This window comes from Herpetosiphon sp. NSE202, assembly GCF_042688385.1.
Classification (GTDB): domain Bacteria; phylum Chloroflexota; class Chloroflexia; order Chloroflexales; family Herpetosiphonaceae; genus Herpetosiphon.
In genome coordinates, this window is record NZ_JBHUPY010000018.1 from 118,404 (window position 1) to 132,900 (window position 14,497).

Sequence of the window (14,497 nt, forward strand, 5' to 3'; positions counted from 1 at the left end):
AACATGGGGAAACTCTTCCACGATCTATCCCGATCAATCATGGCGCATTAGAAGAGCATGAAACGCGATCTTTCCACAAATCCACATGCTCTACTGTTAACGTCTATTTCATGATCCTAATTAAATAATATATTGGGGAAATCCCCAATGCTGCGCATTGGATTAAGCCCGATTGGAAAATAACGCAACTGAAGATTCAAATCAACGAAATCAACGTAGCCCTAATAGATATTTTTTGCCTTTATCTATATATTTAGATGCTTATTTGCCTGTATTTAATCTGTGTAAATGCTTTTTAAAGTATGCTAGGATGTAGTTAGCCATTTCTAGTGAAGACGGAGCTTTGTTATGTCTGACGAGCAGCGAGCCACGATTCGGATTTTATTGGCCGAAGATAACGAACTTGTGGCCTTGACCATGGAAGAATATCTGACCGATTTGGGCTATCAGGTTGTGGGGGTTGCCCGCACCGGAACCCAAGCCTTAGAGCTAGCGCGCCAATTAGACCCAGATATGGCGATTCTTGACGTTAAGTTGCCAGAATTGGAAGGCACCGAAGTTGCGGCCCGCCTGTATGCTGAGCGGCCAATGCCGATTGTGATGGTGACGGCGTTTACCGACCGCGACACCATTCGCAAAGCTGAACGAGCTGGCGCGCTGGGATATTTGGTCAAACCAGTAACGATGGAAGCCTTAACGCCAGCGATCGACATTGCCTTAGCGCGCTTTGCCGAAATTCGGGCCTTGCGCCAAGAAGTCGATGCTTTGCACGAATCGTTGGAAGCACGCAAATTGATTGAACGGGCCAAGGGTATTTTGATGCAACGCTTGAATATTAGCGAACACGATGCCTATGAGCGTTTGCGCCATCGTGCTCGTGAAAAGCGGGTTAAACTCAAAGATGTCGCCCAAACCATTATCGATGCTGAAGCCTTGCTCTCATAATTGCCCCAGCATTGTTGTTGTTGTTTGAATTTGGTCTTTTTGCGCTATTCAATAGGTTTGAAGCGCCCTTGTTGGAATAAACAAAGGCGCTTCAAACGATTAAGCGAGCACAACTACCGTGGGATTTTGCTGGTGAATTTTGACCTGAACGGTATCGCCAGCATCGGGAGCCTTGAGCAACTCAAGGAAGGGATAGATTTTGAGGGTGGTTTGTTCGAGTTGTAATTCAAGCTCAAATTCGAAAATTCGGCGGCCATAGGTGCCACGCAACCAACCGGTTGGCGTTGAACTCAGCACCCTTGCAGTTTGAATTTTGCCGTTGAGTTTGGCTTCGCGTTCTGCTGGAGGGCTGTACAAGTGCATTCCATGGCGAATTGCCTTGAATATTAAGCCCGCAATCAGGGCTAGCAGCAACGTCATAGTGAGGCCAAGCGAAAAGCCCGTCATTTGAGCCGCGCCAACTGCTGGAATAAAAAGCGAAATCGCAAGCACTAACAACACTGCATCAACCCACAAGCCACGGAGACGTTTGGCAACTGGCATAACTAGCATTCCTCAGCATTTAAATTTGCTTCATTTGAGATAGTGTAGCTGATTCTGCATTGTTTGCGGGAACCACAGGGGGTTTTAGTCCCTGTGGTTCTTGGATTGTTGTTACGCTGCTTAGCTATCAACTTTGTGTTCTTCGCGTCCTTCGCGGTTCCGTGGCTTTGATGCCGAACGCTGTTTGTAGAATTAAATTTATTGGCAGCTTGTAGCTAGGGCTTGGTTAATCACGGCAGGGCTTTGTTCAATCGCTTCTAGCGCAACACGTTGAATTTGCCAAGGCTGATCTGGCTCGGTGTTGTTGCGATGTAGCGTGACGCAGCCCACCTCAAATTGCAATTGCCCAGTTTGATCGGGGCTAAACCAAACCAGATTGGTCGAATAATAAATATTGCCAGCCCCAGCATCGCTCAAGGCTTGCGGGTTGATCAAGACTTGGTTGAACTGTTTGGCAGCAAATTGTTGACTCCAAGTTGCCACATCGCTCGCTGGTTGCTCGCGCCAATAGCTGAATGCTTGGGCATAATCTGCTTGATTAAGCGCATTCGTGTAGAGCGTAAGCAATTGTTCTGGGGTTTGGGCCGCGTTTGGTTGGCTGGTTGCTGGGCAAATTTGGCCAACGCGCTGATTTAATGTTGGCAAATCGTTGACCAGCTCGAATTGACTGCCGCGAATTTGCCATGGCTCACTTAGTCCAGTGATATTAACTCGATGCAAATCGTAGCAACCAACAAAATATTGCCAGCCAGCTTGGCGATCGTAGGCAATTAAGGCGGCGGCAACGCGCGCATTTTGGTTGCCAGCTCCTACATCAATCACAACATTGGGATTGACTAAGACATTGACGCTCAGTGTTTGCTCGTAGCCTTGCTCGAATTGATCAAATGGCATTGGCTCAAGCTCAAAATAGCCGTAGGCGCGTTGATATTCGGCGCGATTGACGGCGTTGTAAAAACTGGCCAACAAGCTCAGCGGGCTTTGTTGATCGTCGAAAACAGCTATAGCTGCTTTACTTGGTGGCGCTGGTTCGGTCACCACAACCGCAGTTTCATCGACTACAGGAGCGACAGCAGCTTGGGTTGGGATTGGCTGAGTTGGCTCGTTGCTGGCGGCAGGAATACTGGCGGTTGCTTGTTCTGGCAGGGGTTGTATCGGGGTGGGGGTGCTATTGCTACATGCCGTTAGCAATCCAAGCCCCAAAATAATCATCAGACGTGAATAACGATGCACGATGGCCTCCTTTCATCGTGCAGTATACGCCGCCTTTGATCGCTTCGGGGTGAGATTGCTATGATGCTATGCTGATAAGCTGATTATGCTTCGACTAAGCGCATAACGATTTCGTCATCCTCAACTTCGCCAGTTGCTTCGAAGCCAACTTTTTGATAGAGCTTTTCGGCAACCGCATTGCCCGGCACATAACTCAGGCGAATTTCGCTGCGATACGATTTGTGTTTAAGATGATCGATTACTGCCAAAAGCGCTGGTTTGGAATAGCCCTTGCCTTGGTGTTCAGCGCCAATCATAAAGCGAATAATCCAATCGTGGCCAGTTTCGGGATCACGACCCATTAGCACAAAGCCTACCAAATCGGTATCGGCATAAATCGCCCGCGGCTCCCAATCGGGGTGAACATAGGCTTCGGCAACCGAAAACATATTTTGGGCCACAAATTGGGTTTGATCGTCGCGGACTTTGAGTTTAAGTACAGGCCGAAAGTTTTCCTCGGTAATTGGTTCTAAGCGAATAGTTGCCATTCTAAAACTCCCATTCAGAAGGATGAATTATGAGGGATGAAGGCCAAAAGCAAAAGTCAAAAGTCAGAAAGCAAAAGTCAAACGCTGTATTGGTACATGAGGTTGGCAACCGTGTCCCCTCACCTCCAGCCCCTCGCCCGGTCAACGGGAGAGGGGGAACCACACAATCCGTGCTCCCCTCGCCCGCGTTCAGTGGGAGAGGGGCTGGGGGTGAGGGCATGCTCATCGTTGTCAATCCAATGAACCAGTACAAATAGCCAATAGCCCAAAGCCAAAGGATTAAAAAAACAGCGATGAAGGCCCAATAACCTTCATCGCTGGAATCGTGCTGCTAATTAGTCGCCGCCAAGCAGGCTGCCGATGATGTTGCCACCAGCGCTACCGCCGCCACTGGCTGGCATATATTCAGCCAGTTTCTTGGCCACATTCATGACTGGCATGGTTTGCAGCCAAATTTTGCCAGGGCCGCGCAAGGTTGCGAGGAACAAACCTTCGCCACCAAACAGCATATTCTTGAAGCCGCGCACCATTTCAATATCGAATTGGACGCTTGGCTCGTACATCGCCACGTGGCCAGTATCGACCTTCATCACTTGGCCTGGTTGCAAGTAGTATTCAACTACTTCGCCATCAAGCTCGGCAAAAACCACGCCCGGGCCGGTGGCTCGTTGCATAATAAACCCTTCGCCACCAAACAGGCCTGCGCCTAATTTGCGGCGGAAGTGAATATCAAGCTGCACCGATTTTTCGGCACACATAAACGAATCTTTTTGCATGATGATTTCTTGGCCAGGCGCGAGGTGCAATGGCACAACCTTGCCAGGCATTTCGCTGGCAAAACCGATCAAGCCCGTGCCACCAGCAACCGTGAAATCGACGATGAACAATGATTCACCAGAGAAGGCGCGTTTGAACATCTTGCCGATGCCACCACCAGAGTTGGTGTTCATCTGCACGTTGCCGCTCATCCACGACATGCCGCCGCTTTCCGAGAAGATCATCTGGCCTGGATCAAGCTCGATGATCACCGCTTGCAGCACTGAGCCAATCACTTTGTAGCGCAAACCAGTGGTCATACCACGGCCACTCAAGGCAACTTGTGGTTCAGGCAAATCAAGTGGGCGGCCTGGTTCGCTGGCCACCGTGTATGCGCCTTCTGGCGGTGCGCCATAGTTTGGTTGGGGCGGTGGTGGTGGATAGCCACCTTGAGGCTGATTGTAGTTGGGCTGATTTGGAATTGGTTGACCCGTTTGGGGATCAAATTTAGGACGATAGTCGTTCTCAGACATCACACGCTCCTCAATGCTAGCACAAAAAAGTGCAACACGATAGGTAATTGCATTGTACAACCTTCGTCTAGTACGTTGCTGTTTGGTCAAAGGTTGCTAGCTGGTCGCTGGCAATTGCCATGCCTTCAATCCACAGCCACTTGATCTTAAAAGCTTAATTACCAAAACTATTGTATGATTGCCCGCAAGTTTGAGAGAAGGAGCTGGCAATGGGCCGCGCAAAATTTGCACATTGGCTTTTGGTTGCAATTAACTGCCTTTTAGTTATTTTAGCGCTGCGTGGTTTATATCATATGTATGCGGTTATTACGTTTCCGTATGATATTACCAACGGCGAAGGTTTTGTTTTGCGTGATGCTGCGCTGCTCGCGCAAGGCTCAGCAATTTATCAACCGGTTGAACAAAGCCCATTTCTGGTTTCGAATTATCCACCACTGTTTGCTTGGCTAGCCTCAAAGATCATGCTGCTTACTGGGCCGACATTTATTGCAACCAGGCTGCTTTCAGCGCTGGCATTTATCGCTATATCAGGATTAATTTTCTATCTGCTGTATAAAAAGAATTTTGCGCTTGGCTATTGTATATTCGCTGCATTGCTCTTCTTTAATTCGATCTATGTCTATTATTGGAGCGCTTGGAGCAGAGTTGATGGCTTAGCAGTTTGTTTTAGCTTGCTGGCAATTATTGCGCTTGGGATTAAATTAGATCTGCGTGCGGTGCTTTTGGCGGCACTGGCATGTTTTGCGGCGGTTGCTACCAAACAAAGTGCGTTAGCGTCGGTTGCAGCAATTGGCTTATATTTGCTTATTCACGATCGTAAACTATTAATAATTTTTTTGAGTGCTTGGTCAAGCCTGCTCATTCCAGCAATTCTGTGGTTGAATTCCAGTAGCGACGGTGAGTTTCTGCGCCATATCATCACCTATAACCAATTGGAATGGTATCCGCGGGTGTTTCTTGGTCAAGTCAAAAATTTTATGGCTACCCATTTTATATTTGTATTAGCCTATGCTTGGTTTGCAATTAACGATTTCAAGCGTGAGCAATTGCTCCTAATCTATGCAACAATTGCATTAACAACCACTATTTCGACAGGTCGCGACGGTGCTTCAACCAATTATTTTATTGAGTCGATTGCGATTACAGCAATTATAGTGGGCTTCATCAGCAAAGATCTGCTGGAACAGCCCCATAATTATCGCTTGCGCTATGCTTGGGCTAGTTTGATTCTGCTTCAGCTTGGCTTTTTTGCCTTCCCGAACATCAAACCGGTTAGTTGGTTTAATAAAAATACACCAGATTTTGGCCTGAATCCAAGCCTTGCAGATCGTAAAGCCTGCGATCAACTCAACGCGTATATTCAAGCAGCCAAAGGGCCGATTCTGGTCGAAAATCCAGGCTTTGCGGTGATTAATCGCAAGGATGTGATTGGCAATGCAGCAGTGCTCAAGTTTTTTCGGCGCAAAGGCTGGAATGCTCCAGTCGATAATTTTATTCAAACAATTGATGCTAAAGCCTACGATTTGATTATTTTTCAGGGCGAGGCCTATGATCTCGATGTGTTGCAAGCAACTGATCGTAGCTACCACGAAATTGCGCGGGTTGATTGTCTTGGCGAGTACGAAGTGAAAGCGCCGAATCGCTAAGCTTTTGGCTAAAATAGCCTTGAATTGAAACTCGGGCTGAAATTGGAGCAGCGGTTGCGCTTAATGCTGCTATGCGTTATGATGGTAGCGCATTTCTACCGTTGGGATGGGCAGAATCTGCCATCACAATGGTCTCCACCGACACACAAGGAGTTTCCAGCATGCGGCGTTTTGGAGCGATTCTAGCCTTTGTTATTGGCGCAGTTGTGGGTTTAGTTGGCGGCGCAGCCCTCTTGGCCTATGCCTATCAGGTGGCGGGTTTGTATCCCCCCGATGATGCCACGATTAAATTCATTGCCCAAGAACGGGGTTGGTTTGAAGCCAACGCTGAGGAAACACCTGCATCCTAAACCCACCCTGTTCGCCCAGTTGCCTCTCTAAATCTTTTGCTTGTCCGCTGTTGAGGAGGTATCATTGTGGATACGCCATGGACAACACACTACGAGCCAACGGTCAAGCCCTCATTGCAATACTCCAGCGAGCCGTTGATTTCGTTATTGGATAACGCCGTTGCCAATTATCCCAATCAGGTGGCTACTAACTTTGTGCTGAAATATGTACTTGGTGGTCGGGTGGCAATTGGCGGTTCGCTGACCTATCGGCAATTGAAGGAAGCGGTTGATCGATTCGCGACGGCATTGCATGGGTTGGGCGTGCGCAAGGGCGATCGGTTTGCGATTATGCTGCCCAATACGCCGCAATTTGTGATTGGCTTTTTTGCTGCACTCCGCTTAGGCGCAACTGTCGTCAACATTAACCCAACCTACTCACCCCGCGAACTTAAACACCAATTGGCCGATTCTGGGGCCGAATCAATTTTTGTGCTTAGTTCGTTCTACCCCAAAGTGCAAGAAATTTTGGCCGAAACGCCGCTCAAGCGGGTGATTGTGACCTACGTTCACGATGTTTTAGCCTTCCCCCAAAGCATGCTCGTGCGCCGAACCCAACAAAAAGACCCAACCTGGGTTGACATTACACCTGATCGCACGACGCTCTTATTTAGCACCTTGTTGGCTGAATATCCACCAGCCCCGCCCAAAGTTGTGGTCGAAGGCCAAGATGTGGCGCTGTTTCAATATACCGGCGGCACAACTGGCGCACCCAAAGCTGCAATGCTGACCCACTACAACATTATGGCCAATACCAGCCAATTGTTGAATTGGATGAATGGCCTCAAGCCTGGCCAAGAACGTGTGATGTGTGCAATTCCCTTTTTTCATGTCTATGGCATGACGGTTGGCATGTGTTTTGCGATCGCAATTGGCGCAGAAATGGTCATCATTCCTAATCCACGGCCTGTTGATGGCGTGCTCGAAGCCTTGCACAACGAGCGAGCGACGATCTTCCCGGGCGTGCCTGCGCTCTACATTGGCATTATCAATCACAAAGATATTGATAAATACAATTTGCGCTCGATTAAAGCCTGTATCAGTGGCTCGGCGGCCTTGCCAATGGAAGTTCAAGAGAAATTTGGCGACCTGACGGGCGGGCGATTGGTCGAAGGCTATGGTCTGACCGAAGCCGCACCAGTAACCCACTGTAATCCAGTGTTTGGGGTGCGCAAATCTGGCTCAATCGGCGTACCGATGCCTGATGTCGAAGTGCAAATTTTGGATCTTGAGACCGAAGAGCCGCTGGCGATTGGCTCGGAGCGCGAAGGCGAATTGCTGATTCGTGCGCCGCAAATTATGAAGGGCTATTGGGGCCGCGATGATGAAACCGCCAAAGTGCTGACCGAAGATGGTTGGCTGCGCACTGGCGATATTGTCAAAACCGATAGCGATGGCTACTTCTATGTTGTCGATCGCAAAAAAGACTTAATTATCGCTTCGGGCTATAATATTGTGCCACGCGAAGTTGAGGAAGTGCTGTTTATGCACCCAGCCGTGCTCGAAGCGGCGGTAGCAGGCATTCCCGATACCTATCGTGGGGAAACAGTTAAGGCCTTTGTGGTGCTCAAGCCCGATGCAGCCGCCACGGCCAAAGAAATTCGCGACTTTTGCAAAGAAAATCTCGCGCCCTATAAAGTTCCTACTCAAGTAGAATTTATCGAGGAACTGCCCAAAACCCAAGTTGGCAAAGTGCTCCGGCGGGTTTTGGTCGAGATGGAAAAGCAAAAGCAGGCTCAGCAAGTTCAACAGGAGGCAAGTTAGGCTAAACCTAACGTTGGAATATGCGTTCTCGCCATGAAGTTGCCGTGGTGCAATGCCCCGCTTGTGGGGCGCAATTCGATGCGCCCCTTTGGCTGATTCTCGATGGCGAGGAGCAGCCTGGTTTGTTGCAACAGCTGCTTGATGGCCGTTTGCGCGAAACCCAATGCCCCTATTGCGACGCGATTGGCTCATTAATTGCGCCACTGCTTTACCACGATGCACGTTATTCGCAATTGATTTTGGCCTTACCATTGTCGGTTGCCAGTGCTAGCGAGGCTGAGGCTTTGGCGCAGCATTTGGTTGGCTTGTTGCATCAGCAATTGCTGCTCGAACAGCTAGCCGAGGCTGAATATTTGGGCCATGTGCAGCTTGCTGCTGACCTTGACGATTTGCAAGCGATGCTTGATTATGCTGCCAAACAGCGTGCATTGCTGGCTTTTATGGCAAACTCTGCCTGGTCGTGGCCGCAACCAGCAACGATTGAATTGCTGGAAGGCTTGGTGCAAAGCCATGACCCTGATCAGCAACAAGCATTCTGGCAAAGCTTAACTGTTGCCCAACAATCTGACTTAACGTTGATGCTCGATCGCTTAGCCACAGTTGTGCCAATGGACAGTGGGCTTGGCGATTTTTTGCGTCGATTCATAGCCTAGCGAGAGCCGCATATGCCAATTTCATATAGCCAACCCTATGAACTTGTTTGCCCAACCTGCCAAACGCCGTTTGTGGCCGAAGCGTGGTTGATTGTTGATGCCGAGGAACGGCCTGATCTGGTGCAGGCGATTCGCGATGTGACGTTGCACGATACCCGTTGCCCAAGCTGTGGCCAAACTGGGGTTGTGCCTGCACCTGTTTTGCTGCACGATCGGCGGGCGCGCGCGGTATTGTTTGGCGTGCCCTACGAAATGCCCGAAGCCGAATGGAATGAATTGGCCCAAGGTTTGTTGTGGATGTTAATTGGAGCTTTGCCGCGCGAAGATCAATTGCCCTACCTTGGCAATGTGCAAGCAGAAGCTGGGGTTGCTGGCGTAGCTGAGGCCTTAGATCAACTTAATTACACGCCGCAATCGGCTGCTGAAGCGATTGGTGATGCGCTTGGCTCCGATGATTCAGACGATTTGCCGCCTTTGGCCGAAGCGATTATGCGCATGCTGGCCGCCGATACGCCTGAAGAACTGCAAGCTGTGCTGCATGAATACCCTTTCTTACTTGACGAGGCGATGGACGAGGGCTTGGCTGGTTTGGCCGAAGCAGCGGTTGACGCTGGCGAATTTGAAATTAGCCAAGCCTTTGAGCGAGCCAGAATTAGCTTAACTCAATTGCGCCAGACCCTTGATCAATCAAGCCAAAGCCACGCCAACCCCAAGCCAACTGCTACGGTTGTGCAAGCAAGCGCGCCGCCGCCAGCCAATTGGAATACAATTCGGCGGGCGGTGCTGGCATGTGAAGATGCCAGCGATTTGGCAGCCTTGCGCGCCGAGTATCCAATTTTGGCGAGTGCTGATGCTGATGTGTGGCTGGCCGAAGATCAACAAGCGTTGCGCGATGTTGGCGATTTAGGTGGAGCACAATTGATTGGCGAGGCCCGGGCGGTTTTGCGCGGCGAACGCTAAATTAAGAACATAGAACATAGAGCAAAGAACATAGGGCTAGGGGTCAGGAATTAGGGGTTAGGGATCAGGTGCAAGGATCACGCATAAAATGTGGATAACTAGTCCTTCGTGCGCTTCGTGGTTTCAGCTTCTAATCCCCAGCCCCAACAACCGATCCTCAACATACAAGGAGTTGATTATGCAAGAATTTTTTGAATTTCGGTTGATTCCACGGGTGCTGTATAAAGCTGGCTTGGTGGCTGAAATGGGCGCTGAATTAAGCTCGCTTGGCGCAACCAAAGGCTTTATTGTGACCGATGCAGGCTTGGTCAAGTCGGGCTTGGTTGAGCAAGTGCAACAAGCCTTGGCCGAAACGATCGAGATTGTCGGCGTGTATAGCGATGTGCCACCGAATTCATCAGTTGCGGTCGTCGAAGCTGCTGCTGCTCAAGCCCGCGAAGCTGGAGCCGATTTGCTGATTGCGCTTGGTGGCGGCTCACCGATTGATACCGCCAAAGCGATGCGGATTGTGATCACCGAAGGCGGCAACTTGCTCGATTATGAAGGGATTAATGTGCTTGAGCGGCGCTTAATTCCGATGGTGGCGATTCCAACGACTGCTGGCACTGGCTCCGAGGCCAGCAATTTTGCTGTAATCAAAGATGAAGTTAATAACGTCAAGCTCTCGTTTACCAGCCCATATCTTGCACCAGAGTTGGCAATTCTCGACCCGCACGTGACCCAAAGCTTGCCACCACATTTGGCCGCCGCCACGGGCATGGATGCACTGACCCATTGTTTTGAAACCTATGTCTCGACCGAAGCTGAGCCAATGAGCGATGCTTTGGCCTTGGGCGCAATCGAGATCGTTTCCAATTATCTGCGCGATGCAACCCATCACGGCCCAACCAACGAAGAAGCGCGCGGCCAGATGTTAATTGCCTCGTGTATGGCAGGAATTGCCTTCACCAACTCCTATTTGGGTGCGGTGCATGCCTTGGCGCACGCGACTGGTGGCCATTTCCCCTTGCATCATGGCTTGCTGAATTCAATTTTCTTGCCGCATGTGGTAGCATTCAACGCCAACACCGTGCCTGATCGCTATGCGCGGATTGCGCGCGCCTTTGGGATTAACACTGGTGGCCGCTCGCGTGAAGAAGTAATCGACGATTTGATTGCAGGCTTGCGCCAGTTGGCCAGCGACTGTGGCCTGATTACCCAATTGCGCGATTTAGGCATTCCCGAGGATGCCTTGCCAATGTTGGCGGAACAGGCATTTAGCGATGGGGCGGTCTATCATAACCCGTTGGCACCATCAGTTGAAGATTTACTGGGGATTTTGCAAGCAGCATGGTAGTTGATACACTGAATGTATTAAGCCAGCGTCGCCAATGGTTGACGCTGGTTACGTTGTTAATTGGGCTATTAATTGGCTTGGGGCTTGTATCCAATCGCCAATGGCAAGTGCCGTTGAATATTGGCTTAGAAGAGGGCATCAACAACGATGCTCCGTTTGTTGTGGGCTTTAATGCTGGCGAACAATTGCCCGATCGCTCAGCGCGCTACCGTTGGTCGAGCCTGAATGCAGAATTGCGTTTCCCCTATGTGGCGCAACGCAACTATTGGCTCGATTTGCCGCAACTCACAGGCAATCCAGCTAGTTTGATCATCGGCACTAGTCAATTTTCCAGCACTGCTGGGCGAGTTTTGCACGTGCTGCTGCCTGCAGATGCAGCTGGAAAAGTGGCGATTAAGGTTGAGCAGCCGATTGCTACCGACGACCCGCGTGAATTGGGCGCGGCGTTTAGTGGTGGTCAATTGAGTAGCAGCGGTTGGGCTTGGCCAGCACTTTGGCCAACTTTGGCGTGGCTCTTTTTGCTCACAACACTTGGCCTAAGCGTGCTCTGGCTTGGCGGTTCGAGCCTTGAAATTGGCTTAGCAGTTGGCTTAACCGGCTTGGGCATTGTGGCCGCGACGTGGTTTGCACCGTTGCGTGCCAGCTATGCAGCGCCAGCGGTTGCCCAAACAACCTTATATGGCTTGGCTGCGCTTCTGCTGTTGCGCTGGGCCTTGCCGCCAATGTTGCAGCGCTTGGGCTTAGAAGTTAATCGCGATGTCTTGCGCTGGCTGATTTTGGCGACGGTGCTGGTGTGGTCGCTCAAGTTGGGCGGGCGGTTGCTGCTCGAACATATGCCAGGCGATATTGGCTTTCATCGCAACCGGATTCATGCGACCAATCTTGGCGATTTGTTTCGTCCATCACGCCATCGCGGCATCGATTTTCCGTATCCACCAGTCTTGTATGCTTTGTTGCAACCATTGACCTTGACCGGAATTTCGGCTGAATGGTTGTTGCAATTAACCGCAGCTGCTTGCGAAGCCTTGGCCTTGCCGGTGTTGTTTTGCTTGGGCTTGCGGGCAACTGGCTCACAGCGCGGGTCGCTGCTTGGCGCAATCATCTATGGGCTGGTGCCAGCTGGCTTTATGACCAACGCTTGGTCGTTTGATTCGCATATTTTCAGCCAATTTGTGGCCTTGCTGTTGGCTGCGTTTATGGTTTGGACGTGGGAACATTGGCATGAGCGGCGGAATTGGCTTTGGATCACGCTTGGTTTGAGCACGATTGCCCTCGGCCACTTTGGCTTTTATCTCAATACTGGCTTGATGGGTGGTTTATTGGTGCTATGGCTGTGGTGGCGCGGCCCGCGTTCGCAGGGTTGGGCACTCTTATTCAGCCTTGTGGCAACCCAAGTGTTGGTCTGGGCGGTCTATTATTCTAGCTTTATCGGGCTATTTTTGCAGCAAGGCCAATCGTTTGCTGAAGGCGGCATGAACGCGGTTAATCAGCGCGAAGCTGTGCCGCGTATGCAATTGCTGTGGGATATGATCGAGCTTGGTTTTTGGCGACACTATGGTTTATTGCCTGTGCTAATTGCGCCATTTGGCTGGTGGCTGGCGCGCAAGCATCGCGGTTTGCAGTTGGTGGCTGGCGCAACCTTTGTGGTTAGCCTCGTTTTGGCGGCCTTTCCAATTATCAATGGCTCGACCATTACCACCCGCTGGTTGATGTTTAGCGCTTGGGCGATTGCACTGACTACCGGAATTGCCCTCGATTGGCTCTGGCAACGCACGCGCTGGGGCCGTTGGCCTGCAATTTTGATTACCAGCGGTTGTGCAATTTTTGGCATGATTATTTGGTTTGCAGCCATGGTCTATAAAATTCGCCCACCGGAACCGTTTTAAAAGTCAGAAGTCAGAAGTCAAAAGCATTAATGCAGAGGGGCAGAAACGATGGCTATTGGCTCTCGGCTTTGGGCTAAGCGAAACATAATCCCAAAAATCTGTGCCAATCTGTGGCTAAAAACGTTCTTCGTGCTCTTCGCGTCCTTCGCGGTTTCTCGTCCTTCGTGGATCAGATGTTTAACGCAGCGGCGCAGAGAAACGATGACTATGGGCTATTGGCTTTAGGCTTTGGGCTAAGCGAAACATAATCCCAAAAATCTGTGCCAATCTGTGGCTAAAATAAAGGATGAAGGTTGAATTATGAGGGATGAAAGAGAAGCCAGAAGTCAAAATTGGGGATCGGCCATTTGGGAATTAAATCAAAATCCCGCAAATCTGTGGCTAAAAACATTCTTCGCGCTCTTCGCGTCCTTCGCGGTTTCTCGTCCTTCGTGGATCAGATGTTTAACGCAGCGGCGCAGAGAGCGAAAGGATGAGAGATGAAAATGCCAAAGCTGATAGCCAATATCCTTTCAGCGCTTTTTTGACTTTTGACTTCTGCCTTTTGGTTTTCTCTATGTTCTATGTTCTTTGCTCTATGTTCTAGGTATGCTAAAGATTGAAATATTTGGCGATAGTGCCTTGTTGATTACAACCGCGCAGCCAGCCCAATTGGCGTTGGCGCTGCGTAATGCCCAATTATTTGGGGTGCTTGATGTGGTCGCAGGGTTGGAAACAGTCACGGTTGTATTTAATTTGGCTAAGACCAATGCTCGCCAAGTGCGGCGGGGCATTCATCGGCTCCATGTCACCCAGCAAACCTTGCCAACGCCGACCATCCATCGGATTCCGCTGCGCTACGATGGCATTGATTTGGCTGAGGTTGCCGAACGCTGCTCGTTGAATATCGAACAGGTGATTGCGTTACATTCGCAGGCTGAATATCGAGTGGCAATGGTTGGCTTTTTGCCTGGCTTTCCCTATCTCGATGGCTTGCCAGCTGCCTTGCATTTGCCGCGTCGCGCCACCCCACGAGCCAAGGTTGCTGCTGGCTCGGTTGCGATTGCCAACGATCAAACTGGGATTTACCCACAAAGTTCGCCTGGTGGCTGGCATATTTTGGGTACAACGCCCTTACGCCTGTTTGACCCGCAAGCTTCTCCACCAGCCCTGCTCAATGCTGGCGATATTGTCTATTTTGAAAGGATGAAGGATGAGGGATGAAGCAAAGGCAAAAGTCAGAAAGCAAAAGTCAAAAGTCAAAAGGCAAAAAGCAAAACAATAACGCAGAGGCGCAGAGGAACGGGGCTATAGGCTAATGGCTTTGGGCTAGCGGAAGATTGTTCG

The 14,497-nt window shown here is 50.3% G+C and carries 13 protein-coding genes; 9 read left to right on the forward strand and 4 right to left on the reverse strand.

Features of this window, described 5'->3' with window-relative positions:
- The first annotated feature begins 348 nt into the window (after positions 1-348).
- Positions 349-945, forward strand: coding sequence for an ANTAR domain-containing response regulator (locus ACFMKP_RS20845; protein ID WP_054532812.1), 597 nt, complete (start codon positions 349-351; stop codon positions 943-945).
- A gap of 99 nt (positions 946-1,044) precedes the next feature.
- On the opposite strand, the gene ACFMKP_RS20850 is transcribed toward ACFMKP_RS20845, so the two are convergent.
- The 4 genes from ACFMKP_RS20850 to ACFMKP_RS20865 form a co-directional block, all read right to left on the reverse strand.
- Positions 1,045-1,488: a hypothetical protein gene (locus ACFMKP_RS20850; RefSeq protein ID WP_382294730.1), complete on the reverse strand. Its 444-nt coding sequence runs from the start codon at positions 1,486-1,488 to the stop codon at positions 1,045-1,047.
- Between the two features lie 198 nt (positions 1,489-1,686).
- Positions 1,687-2,721 carry a hypothetical protein gene (locus ACFMKP_RS20855; protein WP_382294732.1) on the reverse strand — a complete coding sequence of 345 codons (1,035 nt, stop codon included), beginning with the start codon at positions 2,719-2,721 and terminating at the stop codon, positions 1,687-1,689.
- Between the two features lie 83 nt (positions 2,722-2,804).
- Positions 2,805-3,248: a GNAT family N-acetyltransferase gene (locus ACFMKP_RS20860; RefSeq protein WP_382294734.1), complete on the reverse strand. Its 444-nt coding sequence runs from the start codon at positions 3,246-3,248 to the stop codon at positions 2,805-2,807.
- A 335-nt stretch (positions 3,249-3,583) separates the two neighbouring features.
- Positions 3,584-4,537 (reverse strand): TIGR00266 family protein, encoded by a 954-nt coding sequence (locus ACFMKP_RS20865; protein ID WP_110519481.1) that lies wholly within the window; start codon positions 4,535-4,537, stop codon positions 3,584-3,586.
- A gap of 209 nt (positions 4,538-4,746) precedes the next feature.
- On the opposite strand from ACFMKP_RS20865, the gene ACFMKP_RS20870 reads away from it, so the two are divergent.
- The 8 genes from ACFMKP_RS20870 to pxpB all read left to right on the forward strand — a co-directional run bounded on the left by ACFMKP_RS20870 (position 4,747) and on the right by pxpB (position 14,374).
- Complete coding sequence (locus ACFMKP_RS20870; protein WP_382294736.1) at positions 4,747-6,183, forward strand: hypothetical protein; 1,437 nt, start codon at positions 4,747-4,749, stop codon at positions 6,181-6,183.
- A 161-nt stretch (positions 6,184-6,344) separates the two neighbouring features.
- On the forward strand, positions 6,345-6,533 hold the full coding sequence (locus ACFMKP_RS20875; RefSeq protein WP_054532818.1) for a hypothetical protein: 189 nt from the start codon (positions 6,345-6,347) through the stop codon (positions 6,531-6,533).
- A 66-nt stretch (positions 6,534-6,599) separates the two neighbouring features.
- Complete coding sequence (locus ACFMKP_RS20880; protein WP_382294738.1) at positions 6,600-8,336, forward strand: long-chain fatty acid--CoA ligase; 1,737 nt, start codon at positions 6,600-6,602, stop codon at positions 8,334-8,336.
- A gap of 20 nt (positions 8,337-8,356) precedes the next feature.
- Complete coding sequence (locus ACFMKP_RS20885; protein WP_382294740.1) at positions 8,357-8,989, forward strand: CpXC domain-containing protein; 633 nt, start codon at positions 8,357-8,359, stop codon at positions 8,987-8,989.
- A gap of 12 nt (positions 8,990-9,001) precedes the next feature.
- The gene (locus ACFMKP_RS20890; RefSeq protein WP_382294742.1) at positions 9,002-9,949 is read left to right on the forward strand and encodes a CpXC domain-containing protein; all 948 of its coding nucleotides are present in this window, start codon (positions 9,002-9,004) and stop codon (positions 9,947-9,949) included.
- Between the two features lie 178 nt (positions 9,950-10,127).
- Entirely contained in the window at positions 10,128-11,285 is a 1,158-nt protein-coding gene (locus ACFMKP_RS20895) for an iron-containing alcohol dehydrogenase (protein ID WP_382294744.1), read from the forward strand.
- Positions 11,279-13,171, forward strand: a complete 1,893-nt coding sequence (locus ACFMKP_RS20900; RefSeq protein ID WP_382294746.1) for a hypothetical protein — start codon at positions 11,279-11,281, stop codon at positions 13,169-13,171. The genes ACFMKP_RS20895 and ACFMKP_RS20900 overlap by 7 nt, the downstream gene beginning before the upstream one ends.
- Before the next feature lie 588 nt (positions 13,172-13,759).
- Positions 13,760-14,374: a 5-oxoprolinase subunit PxpB gene (gene pxpB / locus ACFMKP_RS20905; RefSeq protein WP_382294748.1), complete on the forward strand. Its 615-nt coding sequence runs from the start codon at positions 13,760-13,762 to the stop codon at positions 14,372-14,374.
- Positions 14,375-14,497 lie beyond the last annotated feature (123 nt).